Source organism: Chitinophaga caeni (assembly GCF_002557795.1).
GTDB lineage: Bacteria > Bacteroidota > Bacteroidia > Chitinophagales > Chitinophagaceae > Chitinophaga > Chitinophaga caeni.
Genome location: NZ_CP023777.1, coordinates 2,577,882 through 2,594,042, shown reverse-complemented (window position 1 = coordinate 2,594,042; position 16,161 = coordinate 2,577,882). Strand labels below are relative to the sequence as shown.

General features: G+C 44.0%; 8 protein-coding genes. All 8 read left to right on the top strand.

What is annotated here, in order from left to right:
* The first annotated feature begins 38 nt into the window (after positions 1 to 38).
* The 8 genes from COR50_RS11035 (at position 39) to COR50_RS11000 (ending at position 16,109) form a co-directional block, all read left to right on the top strand.
* On the top strand, positions 39 to 4,637 hold the full coding sequence (locus COR50_RS11035; RefSeq protein WP_098194033.1) for a T9SS type B sorting domain-containing protein: 4,599 nt from the start codon (positions 39 to 41) through the stop codon (positions 4,635 to 4,637).
* Between the two features lie 216 nt (positions 4,638 to 4,853).
* On the top strand, positions 4,854 to 5,450 hold the full coding sequence (locus tag COR50_RS11030) for an RNA polymerase sigma factor (protein ID WP_157760751.1): 597 nt from the start codon (positions 4,854 to 4,856) through the stop codon (positions 5,448 to 5,450).
* Positions 5,451 to 5,521: 71 nt separating this feature from the next.
* Positions 5,522 to 6,721 (top strand): FecR family protein, encoded by a 1,200-nt coding sequence (locus tag COR50_RS11025; RefSeq protein ID WP_198405826.1) that lies wholly within the window; start codon positions 5,522 to 5,524, stop codon positions 6,719 to 6,721.
* A 220-nt stretch (positions 6,722 to 6,941) separates the two neighbouring features.
* Positions 6,942 to 10,715, top strand: coding sequence for a SusC/RagA family TonB-linked outer membrane protein (locus COR50_RS11020; protein WP_232516354.1), 3,774 nt, complete (start codon positions 6,942 to 6,944; stop codon positions 10,713 to 10,715).
* A gap of 10 nt (positions 10,716 to 10,725) precedes the next feature.
* On the top strand, positions 10,726 to 12,174 hold the full coding sequence (locus COR50_RS11015; RefSeq protein WP_098194030.1) for a RagB/SusD family nutrient uptake outer membrane protein: 1,449 nt from the start codon (positions 10,726 to 10,728) through the stop codon (positions 12,172 to 12,174).
* Between the two features lie 11 nt (positions 12,175 to 12,185).
* Positions 12,186 to 13,514 carry a zinc-binding metallopeptidase gene (locus COR50_RS11010; RefSeq protein ID WP_098194029.1) on the top strand — a complete coding sequence of 443 codons (1,329 nt, stop codon included), beginning with the start codon at positions 12,186 to 12,188 and terminating at the stop codon, positions 13,512 to 13,514.
* Positions 13,515 to 13,520: 6 nt separating this feature from the next.
* Positions 13,521 to 14,837: a DUF4302 domain-containing protein gene (locus COR50_RS11005; protein WP_098194028.1), complete on the top strand. Its 1,317-nt coding sequence runs from the start codon at positions 13,521 to 13,523 to the stop codon at positions 14,835 to 14,837.
* A gap of 132 nt (positions 14,838 to 14,969) precedes the next feature.
* Entirely contained in the window at positions 14,970 to 16,109 is a 1,140-nt protein-coding gene (locus COR50_RS11000) for an NAD(P)/FAD-dependent oxidoreductase (protein ID WP_098194027.1), read from the top strand.
* The last annotated feature ends 52 nt before the right edge of the window (positions 16,110 to 16,161 follow it).

Here is a 16,161-nt window from a genome sequence, read left to right as displayed (position 1 = left end):
CTTAACTTTAAGCATTCCAAAGCAGTTTTAGCAAATCGATGCCCCGTATACTGACATTCTTAATATTCCTGTTCTGTATAGCATTCGCTAACCCCACTATGGCGCAATGCGGGAAGGGTCAAAGTCCCGGTACCGCTTTCCCCCTTTGTGGAACGGAAGATTTTAGCCAGGATAATGTGCCTTTGTGTGATGGGGAATTATTGTCTGTAGATGGTTGTACCGTAACGGGCTACGCGGCCAAAAATGCATTCTGGTATAAATTTCATACTTACGGTGGCGGGCTGTTCACTTTTACTATCGTTCCCAATTTAATTTCGGAAGATTACGATTGGGTCATTTACGACATTACCAACAGGGATGCAACACAGGTGCAAAATAATCCTTCATGGATTGTTGCCGCTAACTTTGCACCCGGCGGCGGTAATACCGGTACGGCAACCAATGTAAATAGCGGGCCTGTCGTTTGTGGCTCTAACGATCAGCCTTATTTTAATAAGAGCCCCGACTTACAAGCCAATAGGGATTATTTGCTCGTTATCATACATTTTGCAAACTCCCAACAAGGATATAAAATTACTTTCGATAAAGGTGCCGGGCAGGCCAATCTAACGAATCCTGTTCCATTAGAATTTTCAACAGCCGCATACGATTGCCAAACAAATACCATCCGTGTTACCTTATCCAAACCGATCCTTTGTTCATCGATCACCGCGGCCAGCGAACAATTTCAAATTCAAGGTAACCCTGCTACCATCACGAACGTAGAAGGTTTGGGTTGCGATACTTTATTTGATACGAAAGAATTATTATTTACTATTGATAGAACGCTCCCCGGCGGCACTTACACGCTTGAACCGAAACCGGGCGCCATTATGCCGGAAGATATGTGTGGTAACAGGATTCCTTTATCTGGTGGCATAGATTTTAACGCGGATCCACCCCCTGCTTTACAACTCCCGACAGCGAGTATCTCGGGCTGTAATCCTAATACGATCAGGTTAGATTTTCCGCAGCCGATCGCGGTAAGTAGCCTGCATAGCGATGGCAGCAACTTCTCCGTAACAGGGCCGCAAGCCGTTACTGTTAGTCAAATTACTTATACGGATAACGGTGGTTATACGGTACAGGTTATTTTAAATCTTGCCGCCCCCCTGGGTGCCCCCGGCGATTATACGGTAAGTATCGTACAAGCCTTACAAGGCCAAGCCTGTACAGCGCCACTCACAGGGGATGCTGCACCCTTCAACTTAGCGCCGGGAAGCCCGGCTACTATTAATATCGTCCCGGTAACAACATGCGCGGCTCAACAACTTACCCTGCAATTTAGCCACCCGGTAAATTGCAGCTCCATCGCCGCGGATGGAACTGATTTTAATATAACCGGCCCCGCAGCCGTGACGGTTGCTGGGATTGACAAAACCAATTGCAACGGTACCACGACTAGTATCGTGTTAAACCTTCAAGCGCCACTACTAACACCGGGAAGCTATACCGTAAACGTAGCGCAAGGTTCGGACAACAACACCTTGATTGATGAATGCGGGGAAATTACTCCTGTCAATACAAATGCAAGTTTCAACATCGATCCACCACAACCGGCCAGTATACAAAGCATCGATCCATTTGATTGTGCTACTAATATTATTACTATACATTTCGATAAAGCCATTCAATGTAGTACGCTCCTCCCGGCAAATTTCAGTCTTTTAGCGCCGGATAATTCAGCGGTAAACATAACAGCAGTCAACCCGGTTTGTAATAACGGTCTTGCAACTGAAGTACAGATTGACCTCGGTAACCGCCTGGTCATGCAGGGAAATTATGTTTTGGCCACCGTGAATGACCGTGTAAAAGATAATTGTGAAAATTTCATTAACGACCAGCTTAATATCCCGGTTGATATTGAAGCCGGTGCCGGTTTTGCTACCTACGATGCTTTAGACTGTGCGCCGCAATCGATTAGGGTGCATTTTACCAAATCCGTGCAAAGTAGCAGCATCCATTTAGATGGTAGTGATTTTGACATTAGCGGTCCGGCAACAGTACAAATTACATCGGTAGATTTAATACCGAATACGAATTTAGCGGGTTATGCAACCGGGATTGTTTTAAACCTTCAAACTCCGTTAACTGTTCCGGGAGCATATAACTTAGTAATGAACGCAACGGCGCAATTACTCGATTCCTGCTACCAACCGCAGGATGTCAACAATGATGAATTAACAATCGATGTTAAAGCTATCGCGGCGCCCGGCTTTCAACCCATAGGAACATCCAATTGTGCTGTCACTGCTTTGGATCTAAGTTTTGATAAGGCGATCCTTTGTAATACGATCACGGCAAACGCATTCCAAGTAATCGACCCGAACAATAACCCGGTAACGGTTTCCTCTGTAGATATTCCGAATTGTACAAATGGAACTACAGGTACTGTGAGGTTAAACTTCCAAGATCGCATACTGGAGAACGGGAATTACACGGTGCGCGTTCTGCCGAACACTTTAACTGACAATTGCATGCAGGCTTTTAGTACCGATGATTTTACTTGGACCGTTAACATTCCCCCGGGCGCCATCATCCAATCATATCAACCCTTGAATTGTGCGCCGGAAAGTTTAACTATCACGTTGGATAAACCCGTCCAATGCAATACTTTACATACCGATGGCGCTGATTTCATTATTTCGGGCCCAAGCGCCGTATCTATACAGGAAGTTCAATTCACATGTAATAACGGGGAAACACAAAATATTACCATCGTATTTAATGATAGGGTTATAACTGGCGGAACCTATCATTTACAGTTGAACAACACGGCACAAATATTGGATGCCTGCTACCAGTCGATGGATATTAACACGAGCTTCCCGTTCAATGTACCGATCGTAGCGGCAGCTAACTTGAGCGGCTATTCGCCTTTCGATTGCGCGCCGCAATCATTTACGATACAATTCAGCAACCCTGTTAAAGCAAACACCATTCAACCGGACGGTAGTGATTTTACGATCTCCGGAACACAAAATATACAGGTAACAGGCGTTCAACTCAATCCTAATACCGACGGACTTGTACAAGAGGTTACGCTTGATCTGGACGACCGTATTACCCTTGCCGGAAATTATACGGTACAGGTTAATAGCAATACTATTATAGACGCATGCTTTCAACCGGTAAGCGGGCAAGTTTCTATACCGGTAAGTATACAACCGGGCGCCGTCATACAAAGTGTGAATACTTCCGGCTGCTCCCCCAATACTTTAACCGTGCAATTCGATAAACCTATTCAATGCAACACTTTGCAACAAGATGGTAGTGATTTTTCAATTTCCGGACCATCTGCCATCGGCATAACTGCTATGCAAAGCAATTGTAATACATCGGGCTTAACGAGTTCCATTACATTGACCTTAAATCAAAGGATCATAACCGGGGGAACTTATAATTTAATCATCGCAACGAATAGTATCTTGGATGAATGCTACCAACCGAGCCCGGTTAATACACAGCAAACATTTAATATTGCCAGTTCACCCGAAGTACCATTTAACAGTGTTATTGCGCCTGGATGCCGGGGTACGATCATACAAATTCCATTTACGGCAAATATTTTATGTAGTTCTATTGATGATGACGGCAGTCAATTCACAATAAGCGGCCCCGGCGCTGTAAACGTAATCGGGGTCAATAAGCATTGCAATGGTGGTGTAACGAACCGCTTGGATTTGTTATTATCCGCGCCGATTTTATTAAAAGGAACCTATACAGTTACTTTGCAAAACGGCAGCAGCGGCCATTCCATCCTAAGCGAATGTTACATTCCTACCCCGGTTGGAAGCAATGCGAATTTCAGCACGCCCGGTACCGTGGATGCTACTTTCCAAATGGATGTTCAACAAATTTGTGAAAATACGACCGTGCAATTATCGCACGACGGCGCAAACGATGTCAATTCTTGGCAGTGGTTTGTAAACGGTACATTAGCCAGCTCGGATCAGAATACAACGTTACAATTTGACACTTACGGCGATAGGAATATAACGCTCATCGTATCCAACGGAACCTGCTCCGATACAGCGATGCAAGGTTTTGATGCGGAGCCGGAAATAGAAGCTTCGTTCCAATTAAACGCGGCTTCCTTCTGCTCGCAAGATCAGGTAATATTTACCAATACCAGTACCGGGAATGCCCAAAGTTACCAATGGCAATTCGGTGATGGCACGATCAATGTAACCCCAAGTCCACCACCCAAGATCTATCCCAATACCGGGCGGGATGAGACTTACCAGGTAATGTTAATCGCCCAAAGCCCCAACGGTTGCCTGGATTCGGCATCGATGAATATAAAAGTATCCGCAACATGCAGCGTGGTGGTTCCCACGGCTTTTACTCCGAATAATGACGGCATCAATGATTATTTATACCCGGTTAACAGTCAAAAGACCGATAACATGATATTCAGGGTTTACAACCGTTATGGACAATTATTATTTGAAAGCCGGGATCCGGCCTACCGTTGGAACGGGCAATTCAAAGGGGAACTGCAACCTGCCGGCACATATGTTTGGACTTTGGAATATACAGATAGGGAGAGCCGACAGGATATCAAGCAGAAGGGTTACAGTGTATTGATCCGCTAACAAACAATATTTTTATTTAACCGTTCCCCTTATCTAGAAAACAATTTTTTCCTACCAAGCATACGGGATTAAAAAAAATATTCTAGCTTTAAGCAGCTAAAGATTCGTTCGATAGATAAACGGCGGCCAACTCCTTGAAGAGTTCAGATTACAACCAAGATCGATAGAAATAGCGCCTGCGCAAATCTGTATATTAAAGAGAAACGGGGGAATAATTTGTCAACCAATCATCAAATATTCAACGAGAAATTGTTGCTTTCCAAGGTAAGCCTTGGAGATCGGGATGCTTTTTCCCAGCTGTACAGACGGTACCTGGATACCGTGCACCAATACATTTTTCTATTTACAAAATCCATCGAAGAAACAGATGAAATTGTTCAAGACGTATTTGTAAAGCTTTGGCTACAAAGGGAACAATTATCTGCGGTTCAGTCCTTCAAAGCTTACTTACTCCGCTCGGCTAAAAACAAATTATTGGACCACCTCAAACATCAGCAGGTAAAAAAACACGCCTTCCAGGAAATTTTACAGCAAGTTAACCAGCCTTCCGATACTCCGGAAGATGTTTGGAGATACAAGGATTTGCATAGCAAGTTCCAAGAAGTTGTATCAGGCTTGCCCAAGCAATGCCAACTGGTATTCAGGATGAGTATCGAGAACGGCTTAAGCCTGGACGAGATCGCGCAACAACTACAAATTTCAAAATCAGGGGTAAAAAACCAGCTTTACAAAGCGCAAAAATATGTGAAAGAGCATATCGAAGATCAATTTATTAAAACATTGATAATCATAACAATAAGCTATTTTTTATAATTTTTTTTCCCACCGGCGTGTCCTTTTGTAACCCCCGATCGTCCTTTTTCATGTAGCCATAAAAAATGGACATGAAAATTGAACAAGCATATTTATTCCTAGAAAAGTACGCTGCCGGGCATTATACCGAGGAAGAACATGAAGCCTTCCTGGCATGGCTATCTTCTGCCCCCGCTAAAGAAATAGAAAACCTTGTTGCACGTTATGAATTGATCAGTGAACAATTACCGGCAAAACCCAGCCGAAATGAAGCCTTGATTGCGAAGATCGAATCGGCTATTGACAACGTTGATACAAAGGTTGTTCCTATAAAAAACAATCCCGTAAAATGGTGGTGGACAGTGGCTGCCAGCCTGATTTTAGGCATATGCGGGTACCTCCTGTATTCCGTAAATCATACCGATGGTTTAATTGCCTCCACATTCGATACGAACCTTACCCCCGGTACAAACGGGGCCGTACTTACACTGGCTGATGGAAGCCAAGTAACGCTCGATAGCCTTGGCAATGGGGTGATAGCACAACAATCCGGGAAAAATATATTGCTGCAAGGCGGCCAATTAAACTATAGCGAACATGTCCCGGCGAAGCATACTTCGCAAAGCCAATACAATATATTAAGCACCCCGAAAGGAAGGCAGTTCCAGATCTTATTACCCGATGGAACACATGCCTGGTTAAACGCATCCAGCTACATTAAATATCCCGTGGCATTCAACGGTAGCGAACGCCGGGTAGAAATCAGCGGAGAAGTTTATTTCGACGTACATAAAGATCCGGAACACCCATTCATGGTAGCCGTAAAAGGTAATGCACATTCCAAGGGTGGGTTGGTGGAAGCATTGGGCACCAGTTTTAATATCAATGCTTATGATAATGAGCCTATCCAATTGGTTACACTTACAGAAGGTAGCGTGCGTGTAACAGATGATAAAACGGGACAAAGCGCCCTGCTGCGACCCTCGCAGCAAGCCAGCTATTCCGACAAGCAAAACCTTCAAGTAAAGCAGGTCAATACGAAAGCTGTACTAGCTTGGAAAGACGGTTATTTCGATTTTGAAGACGCAGACCTTCACAGCTTACTCCGGCAGGTCGAAAGATGGTACGACGTGGAAGTAATATTTGAGAAAAATGCGCCCAATATAGAGTTCGGGGGAAAAATGAGCAGGAACGTAGTATTGACAGATGTACTTAATATTCTTAAAGACTACGGTGTACGGTACGAAATGAAAGCCGACAGGAAGTTGTATATCTTATCACCGGGCAAATAATGACTTAGGTCAGGCAAACAGTATTAACAAGCAAGTAATTATTAACCAAATAATATTTATCAACCGAAAAATTTAAACGTACATCATTCAACGAAATTTTCCAGTGACAATAAAAAACCGGAAGTGTTGCGACCACTCCCGGCAAAAATCTGAACATTGTCACCGGCCGAACAAGACAATATTGTAAACAACCTTTAACAACTTCAAACTAATGCAATTTATGCAAAAAACTGCTAATTGTACTTGGTGCGCTATGCCTTGCCGGGAACAATCGGCGCCCCGGCATACCCATCAAGGAATGATTGCCCGGGCAGGTTTCCCAACCCAGCTTACCGGGGGCAAGAGGATGAATACGCAGCGTACCATGGTCAAAAAAATTCTGATTGCCATGAAATTAACCGTGTTATTGATCATTGGTTTTTGTTTGCAACTGAGCGCTTCTACCAGCGCGCAAACGATTACCTTTTCAGGTCGGCACATTGCGTTCAAGCAAATATTTAACGTTATCGAGAAGCAAACGGATTACGTGGTCTTCTACAAGAAGGAGTTACTAAAATCTGCCAAACCGATCTCGATACAAGCTGATAATATGCCCTTGAAGCAATTTCTCGAGCTTAGCATGCAGAACCAAGATTTTTCTTTTGAAATATCGGATAAGACGATCATTTTGAAAGATAAAATCAAAACGGAATCCCCTGCTACTGCAACAGCGGGTAACAACACCGTAACTTTTCTCAAGGACAAAGAACGTTCGGGCACAGTGAAAGATAAGAAGGGTAACCCCGTACCCGGTGTGAGCGTACACATCAAAGGTACCAATAAAGGAACGGCTACGGATGCCGAGGGTAAATTTACCTTGCAGGCCAGCGATGAAGATGTCCTCATCTTTTCGTTCATCGGTTATAAAACCTTGGAAGTCGCAGTAAAAGATAAAAGTTCGTTCAATATCAGCCTGGAAGAAAATGTGAGCGGTTTGAACGAAGTGGTTGTTACCGGCTATCAGAACATTAATAAAAAATTATTTACCGGAGCTGCCACTACCGTTTCCGGCGCCGAAGTAAAACAGGACGGTATTACAGATGTAAGCCGTATGCTGGAAGGGCGCGTGGCCGGTGTATCCGTTCAAAATGTTTCCGGAACCTTCGGTGCGGCTCCAAGGATCCGCGTTCGGGGTGCCACTTCTATCTCCGGCGAAAACAAACCGCTCTGGGTAATTGACGGCGTTGTTTTGGAAGATATCGTGAATATCTCCAACGACCAGCTAGCCAGCGGCGATGCATTGACCTTGATCGGCTCATCTGTTGCAGGTATCAATGCCGATGATATCGAGAGTTTCAATATCCTGAAAGATGCTTCTGCCACGGCCTTATACGGCGCTAGGGCGATGAACGGTGTTGTTGTTATCACTACCAAGAAAGGTCGTGCAGGTAGAACACAGGTCAACTATAACGGTAACTTTTCAACTTTCCTGAAACCTAACTATAATAATTACAATATCATGAATTCGGCAGAGCAGATGTCTGTATATGCTGAATTATACCGCAAAGGTTCACTCAATGCCACTATTGCCAACGGGATGAACGGTGGTGTATATGCCAAGATGTACCAGTTGATCAAAACATACGATGAAACAACCGGTCAATTCGGCGTTGAAAATACACCCGAAGGAAGGGCTGCCTTCCTCGGCAGGTATGCCAAGGTGAATACGGATTGGTTCGATATCTTGTTCCGCAACTCCTTTGTGCAGGAACATTCATTAAGCATATCTTCCGGTTCCGACAAATCGCAACATTATTTTTCCGTAGGCTATTACGATGATAACGGTTGGACGATCGCGGATCGCGTGCAACGTTATACGATGAACCTGCGCGGGAACTATAACATCACGGATAAATTATCGGCAGCCATTTTAGCCAATGGCGCCATCCGCCAGCAGAGAGCGCCGGGAACACAAGGCCGCACTTCTAACGTGGTAGAAGGAAAATACAACCGCGATTTTGATATTAACCCCTTCAGTTACGCGTTGAATACCAGCCGTACTATTTCTGCATACGATGAAAGCGGCGAGTTGGAATATTTTACCCGCAATTATGCACCGTTCAATATCATCAATGAGTTGAACGAAAACAAGATTGATCTAGACATGTTGGATCTTAAGTTGCAGGGAGAGTTGAACTACAAAATCAACAAGAACCTCAACTTCAAATCGATCGGCGCATTGCGCGTGGTAAAAACTACCCGCGAACACCAGATCACCGAATACTCCAACATGGCGCTAGCATACCGTTATGCACCGAACTCCACCATCGCAAATAATAACATTTTCCTTTACGATGATCCCGACCACCCGGAAATAATTGATCCCGAAAGTGTGCTTCCGCACGGTGGTTTTTATAATAGGAATGATGATTACCTTTTCAACTATTATATCCGTAACCAGTTGGAATGGAAAAAAGAAATTAACCGCAAGCATTACTTGGGCGCTTTTGCCGGGCAGGAGATCAAGTATACCAACCGTAAAAACAGTTTCAACAACGGTTACGGTTACCAATACGATAAAGGTGGCGTACCGTTCACAGATTACCGTATCATCAAGATGATGTTGGAAGGAAATTACAGTTACTTTGGAATGAGCAAGCAATACGATCGTTATGCTTCCTTCTTCTTCAACGGTAGCTACGCCTATGATAGTAAGTACGTGTTTAACGGTACCATCCGCTACGATGGCTCCAACCGTATGGGCGCCTCTCCTACCGCCCGCTGGCTACCCACCTGGACATTAAGCGCCGCGTGGAATTTAGACCAGGAAGACTTTTTAAAATATAACAACACGATCAGCTATTTGAAATTACGCGGCTCCTACGGTCTGACAGCCAGTATCGGTAATGCAACCAACTCGGCGGTAGTTTTGAATAACGGTACCACCAACCGCCCGAGATTATCCGAAGTAGAGCCGAATATCGAGATCAGCAGCTTGGAAAACTCCGAACTAACCTGGGAGAAACAATATGAACTCGACCTCGGTACAGACTTGGGATTATTCAAAGACCGGTTCAACTTCACCTTTGATTTTTACAAGAGAAATAGCTTTGATTTAATCAGTTCCTTAAGAACTTCCGGTATCGGTGGCGAGGTAACCAAAACCGCCAACTATGCGGACATGGTATCGCACGGTTTCGAGGTGACGATTGGAGGTAAACCGATCCAGGGCAAGAATTTTTCATGGAGAAGTAACCTTACGTTCGGCTTTAACAAGAATAAAATCACGAACCTGAAAAGCAAACCCAGGATTTATGATATGATTATCCCTGAGGGCGGACCATCAGAAGGTCGATCTGTCAGGGGTTTGTATTCTATAAATTTCCAGGAGCTGGATAATCGCGGGGTTCCTTACTTTATCAATGAGAACGGGGAACTCTCTTACAACGTGTACGTTCAAAGTACCAATAAAGACTACCTGGTCTACGAAGGACCCGTAGATCCGACCATTACAGGCGGTTTCAACAATACGTTTAACTACAAGAACTTTACATTAAACGTATTCGTGTCTTACCAAGCCGGTAACAAAATCCGTTTAAATAACGTGTTTTCCACCTATTATGATGATACGGATGCCATGCCTAAAGAGTTCCTGGACCGTTGGACCTTGCCCTTGGATGAGAAGATCACCAACGTACCCTCTATCGCTGATTACCTGACCAAGTCTGAAATCAGCGGAGCATATCCATACACGGCATATAACTACACGTCCAACAGGGTTGCAGACGGAAGTTTCGTTCGTTTAAAGCAGGCATCATTATCTTATAACATGCCATCGAGCGTAGCGAAATTGATCCACGCCAACAACCTCTCATTCAAAGTACAAGGCAACAACATCTGGTTGATTTATGCAGATAAGAAACTAAAAGGACAAGATCCCGAGTTCTTCAGTTCCGGTGGAGTTGCATTGCCGGTACCTAAACAAATTACATTCACTTTGAAAGCAGGATTCTAATACGAAAAATATGAAACGTTCTATAGCTTATTTACTCGTATTGAACATGACCCTCGGTACGAGTTGCAAAAAATACCTCGAACAAGCGCCCGATATGCGGACGACTTTAAATACACCGGAGAAAGTTTCGGAACTACTGGTAACAGCTTACCCAGGCGGTAATTACTTCGTGATGGCAGAAGCCATGTCCGACAATCCGATCGATTGCGGCATCGTGGGTGGCGTAGTGAGCGAGGTAAACGGTTATCCATACTTCTGGAAGGATGTTATCTCTACCAGCCAAGACTCCCCAACCTATTATTGGAACAAGTGTTACGAAGCGATCTCCGCTGCCAACCATGCGCTGGACGTATGCGAGCACGCCGAAGATCCTAGCAAGTACAGTGCGCAGAAAGGGGAAGCATTAGTAGCTCGTGCATACGCACACTTCATGCTGGTAACATTATACGCCAAACCATACGACCCCAATACCGCGGCAAAAGATATAGGTATCCCCTATGTTACCGATAAAGAAACCGTAGTGTTCAAACAATACGACCGTAAAACGGTTGCCTATGTTTATGAACAAATAGAGAAAGATTTGCAAGAAGGTATTCCCTTAATCAACGATAATTACGCGGTGCCCGCTTACCACTTCACCCGGAAAGCAGCGCATGCCTTTGCTACACGTTTCTACTTGTTCAAAAAAGATTACGACAAGGTAATTGAAGAGGCGAACCTGGCTTTTCCGTCAAACAATTTCGCGGCCAATGTACGCCCCTGGTTATCTTACCAAAACTACGCATCAGCCGAGCTGGAGAATGCGTTTACCAACGCTAACAACCCCGGCAACCTGTTGCTTTGCGAAACAGTTTCCAGGGTCGGCAGCTATTACGGTAGATACCAGTATTCCCTTTCATCACCCAAGAAAGACCTGATCATTTCACCCTTAGGACAAAAATTCAGCGCTTACAAATCGTATTCTTACTCCAGTACCTATTACTTCGTGAAGAAGTTCATGCCGTACTTCGTGCGGACATCGATCAACGCATCTACCGGTGTGTACCATACCATGGTGCCTTTATTAACGACCGAGGAAGTATTGTTGAACAGGGCCGAAGCATATATCTGGAAAGGCATGTACGACAAGGGTTTGAAAGATATGAATACCCTGATCAGTACAAGGATGACCTCTTATACACCGAGTTCCCACGACTTCACAGAATCGCGTATCATGGCTTATTATACCAGCAAAACCAGCGATAAGCAAACGGCATATATCTATGCTTTGCTTGATCTGAAAAGGGCAGAGTTCATTCATGAAGGAATGCGGTGGTTAGACATCTTGCGTTACAAGATGCCGGTTACACATACCACGCAAGATGGGCAAGTGTTCGAATTAGCCGCCGATGATAACAGGAAGCAATTACAATTGCCGGAAGAAGTAACATTATCCGGCTTACCCTTGAATCCCCGTTAAATTGACTAATCATGAAGAAATTACATTACATATTATTAGCCTGCTCTTTAACAGTAGCGAGCTGTAGCAAAGATGATGATAACCTCGATAAAGAAATCGTTGGCCTCGGAGGAGATAGCTGGGAAAAAACCGCTATAGACAACTGGTTGTACGATAACTTCACCAAGCCTTTCAACATCGATGTAAAATACCGTTGGGATGGAACCGAAGTGGATATCTCGAAAAACATGGTGCCGCCGAAAGTAGAGCAGGTACAACCCTTGATGTCGGTGGTAAGGAACGCTTGGATCGATCCATACGTTGATCAGGCGGGCGATGTCTTTATTAAGAAATATTCGCCTAAGCAATACGTTCTAGTTGGAAGCTTGCAATACAATACCAACGGAACTTACACATTAGGAGAAGCTGAAGGCGGCAACAAGGTTACCTTGTACAATGTCAACAACTTCAAGCCGCAAGAACGTTCGGTGGTACAAAGGGTTTTAAAAACAATCCACCACGAGTTTACGCATATATTGAACCAAAATAGTTCCTACCCGAAGGAATTTCCCCTGGTATCGCCTGCCGGTTATACTTCCGACTGGAATAGTAGCACCAACGCTGCATACCTGCAAACCGGCTTCATTACCCAGTATGCACAGGCAGCGCCGGGAGAAGACTTTGCAGAGATGGTTTCAATCATGCTTACACAGGGCCGTTCGGGTTATGAAACCCTGCTGAAAACACCGGATACCAAGGTAGACCTGATCCGGCAGAAAGAAGCGATCGTAGTCACTTATTTCAAGCAAGCTTGGAATATCAACTTTTCGGAGTTGCAAACAAAAGTGCAAAAAGCCATCAATACCGTGGCTCCCGGCTCTTTATATCCCTTCTTAGGATTGGATAAAACCTTTACTATCCTAACGATCGATCCGGAAAATACCGCGGGCCAATCGCAAGAATTCCTGGAGGCACTGAATTTTGCTAAAGACTCCCTGTACAATTTCAGCGAAGAGCATTTCGTAATCGATTACATCGACTTAAGCTTTAATAGCGATGGCAGGTTACAAATGAAAATCGCCATCAGGGAAACCGCGGGGAGTGATGCTGGAGCAACCAATAGCGCCAGTTATTACTATAGCGTAGACAGCAATGATAGTAATGAAACCTACGGTTTCGAGTTGGTGTCCAAGAGCGGCAACGGAACATATTTCTTCGATGCCTTCAAACCTTTGGCAGAATACTTTTCAAATGCCACCTTCGAATTATCATACCACTATGATGATGCCGTGACGGTGGAATATGGCAAACTGGTAAAAGCAGGGGATTCCAATTCATTCACTTTCGGTAGCCTAAACTAATTTAACATGAAAAAAATCACATTATACATAGCGCTGTTAATGGGTTTCATTTACAGTTGTAAAAAAACCGATGATCCGATCCTGGAAGATCCCGATGTTCGGCTCAATGCACAACTTGCAGAAGATCAAGCTTTATTACTCTCGGCGCAAAACGGTTGGAAAGCAACCATCTATCCTAACGGGGGAAAAGGGTTTACCTTCTACTTAAAGTTCAAGGAAGATGGTAGTGTTACAATGATGTCGGACTTCGATAGCAACACGGCATCCAAAACCAGCGAAAGCACTTACCGCCTGAAGGCACTGCAATTACCCACATTAATTTTCGATACTTACAATTACATTCACTTAATTGCTGACCCCGATGGTGATGTAAACGGTGGTCCAACGGGGAAAGGTTTATTGTCGGATTTTCAATTTTCTTTTACGGCCACAAATGGCGATACCACTTTCATGACCGGCATCCACCTAGGGAATCATATGACCATGGTAAAATTGAGCAGTGAAGAAGAGCAGGCTTTCCTGGACGGGAATCTTAAAACGAGAATCGATGAGCAAAGCGCTTATATCCATGCCCATAAATACCCGTATTTCCTAATGGATGATAAAACGGAAGTTGCGTTAAATATTTCCGGTACCAATAAGTCCATCCAGTTTAGCTACCTCGACGCAGATAACCAAACAGAAAATACTACGGCTACTTACGCTGTTACCTTGGATGGCCTGGAACTAAGCAGTAGCTTCACTTATGGCGATGTCACGATACAAAAATTGCTGTGGGATAATGATCAAAAAAATTATTATGCTAATGTAAACGGGAATAAACTATATGTGAGCTATTCAACTTACCCACTGATACCGCTGGTAAATATGCTGGGCTACGGCAAAGATTATACGGCTATCGATTATAATGTGGATAACATGGGCGGGGTACTCGGTGGTTTCTTTGATGATTTGGCAGTAGATGCCAATGACAAATTTCAGCATCTTTCAACCAAGAGAACATTGAACTACATCACGATGACTTTCAACGCTGATAATCTCGTTACGATTAGGTTCAATTATACATCTTCCAAACCTTACAACGCTGATGTAACTTACACCATGAGCCAAACTGAAAGCGGGGAAATAACATTCCTATACACGACGCAGAACAGTAATGCCAACCTCGTGAATACCGCGATACAAGACATCAAGGATTTCTTGGAAACCCATACGTTCCAAGCTAAATGGATCAATAATACGATCAGTGGCTCTACATCCCTGCTGGGCGGACTAGTAGTAAAAGACAATGCTAATCAATATTTCTACGGAGCCATGGAGTAATAACCAGATGATTCAATTTTTTCGTTGAATATATACAGACAACAAATCAACAAGGGGCGCTTTTTAGCGTCCCTTCGTATTTTCGGGAAGATCAATATTTATCGTAAATTAACAGGTACTAAATGCTCCGATATGTACGAAGTAAGCTACTGGGAACAGGAAAGCCTGTTAAAATATGATTATGTAATAATAGGCAGCGGTATTACAGGATTGTCGCTCGCTATCAACTTAAAAGAAAAATTTCCGGGTAGCTCTGTCTTGATATTGGAACGGGGACTACTGCCTACCGGGGCCAGTACCCGTAATGCAGGCTTTGCCTGCACGGGAAGCTTAACCGAAATATTAGCCGACCTCGAAAATATGAACGAAGCGGATGTCCTGGCGCTTGTGAATATGCGCAAAGAAGGATTACAACTATTGAGGAACAGGTTAGGCGATACCGCCATTGATTATAAAGAAAATGGCAGCTACGAGCTGATCGATGACCGGTCGCTACATGCTTTAGAACAATTAGAGCATGTCAACAAATTGCTGAAGCCCGTATTTGATGGCAATGCATTTTCTATTCAAAATGATAAGATCCGGGATTTCAAATTCAATAACAACCGGGTTAAAGCCTTGATCCAAAATCATTTCGAGGGCGAGATTCATACCGGTAAAATGATGCGCCAACTCCTGGATACCGCGATCAAATTAGGGGTCGAAATAAAAACGGGTTGCGAAGTAGAATCATTCGAAGAACATACCCAATATGTCCGACTCGAAATCAAAGGTTTGCACCAACAACAATTATCAGTACAAGCAAATTATATTGCTATCTGCACGAATGCCTTCACGCCAAAATTAATCTCGAACCTTGATATTCAACCCGGCCGGGGACAAGTATTGATTACTTACCCTGTTCAAAACCTCCCTTTCAAGGGCATATTTCATTTTGACGAAGGGTTTTACTATTTCAGGGAAATCAATGGCCGCGTACTTTTCGGCGGTGGTAGAAACGAAGATTTCGCAGGGGAAACAACGGATGAACCCGGTATCAATCAAAAAATCCAAAACAAGTTGGAACAATATCTCCGGGAAATGATCTTACCCGGAACATCATTCATCGTAGCACAACGGTGGTCCGGCATTATGGCCTTCGGTGACAAAGACAAAATGCCGATTTTACGACCATACGGCAACCGGGTATTCATCGGGGCGCGGTTAGGCGGCATGGGAGTGGCCATCGGTTCTCTATTAGGCCAACAGCTTTGCGAGATGATGCCTGCATAAATTTTCCCATGGGAAGTGTTAAAATATTTTTAATTGTATTTTATACGCTTAT

Coding starts and splice junctions, on each gene's coding strand:
- COR50_RS11035 (WP_098194033.1), top strand. CDS start 39: ATGCCCCGTATACTGACATTCTTAATATTCCTGTTCTGTATAGCATTC.
- COR50_RS11025 (WP_198405826.1), top strand. CDS start 5,522: ATGAAAATTGAACAAGCATATTTATTCCTAGAAAAGTACGCTGCCGGG.
- COR50_RS11020 (WP_232516354.1), top strand. CDS start 6,942: ATGCAAAAAACTGCTAATTGTACTTGGTGCGCTATGCCTTGCCGGGAA.
- COR50_RS11015 (WP_098194030.1), top strand. CDS start 10,726: ATGAAACGTTCTATAGCTTATTTACTCGTATTGAACATGACCCTCGGT.
- COR50_RS11010 (WP_098194029.1), top strand. CDS start 12,186: ATGAAGAAATTACATTACATATTATTAGCCTGCTCTTTAACAGTAGCG.
- COR50_RS11005 (WP_098194028.1), top strand. CDS start 13,521: ATGAAAAAAATCACATTATACATAGCGCTGTTAATGGGTTTCATTTAC.
- COR50_RS11000 (WP_098194027.1), top strand. CDS start 14,970: ATGTACGAAGTAAGCTACTGGGAACAGGAAAGCCTGTTAAAATATGAT.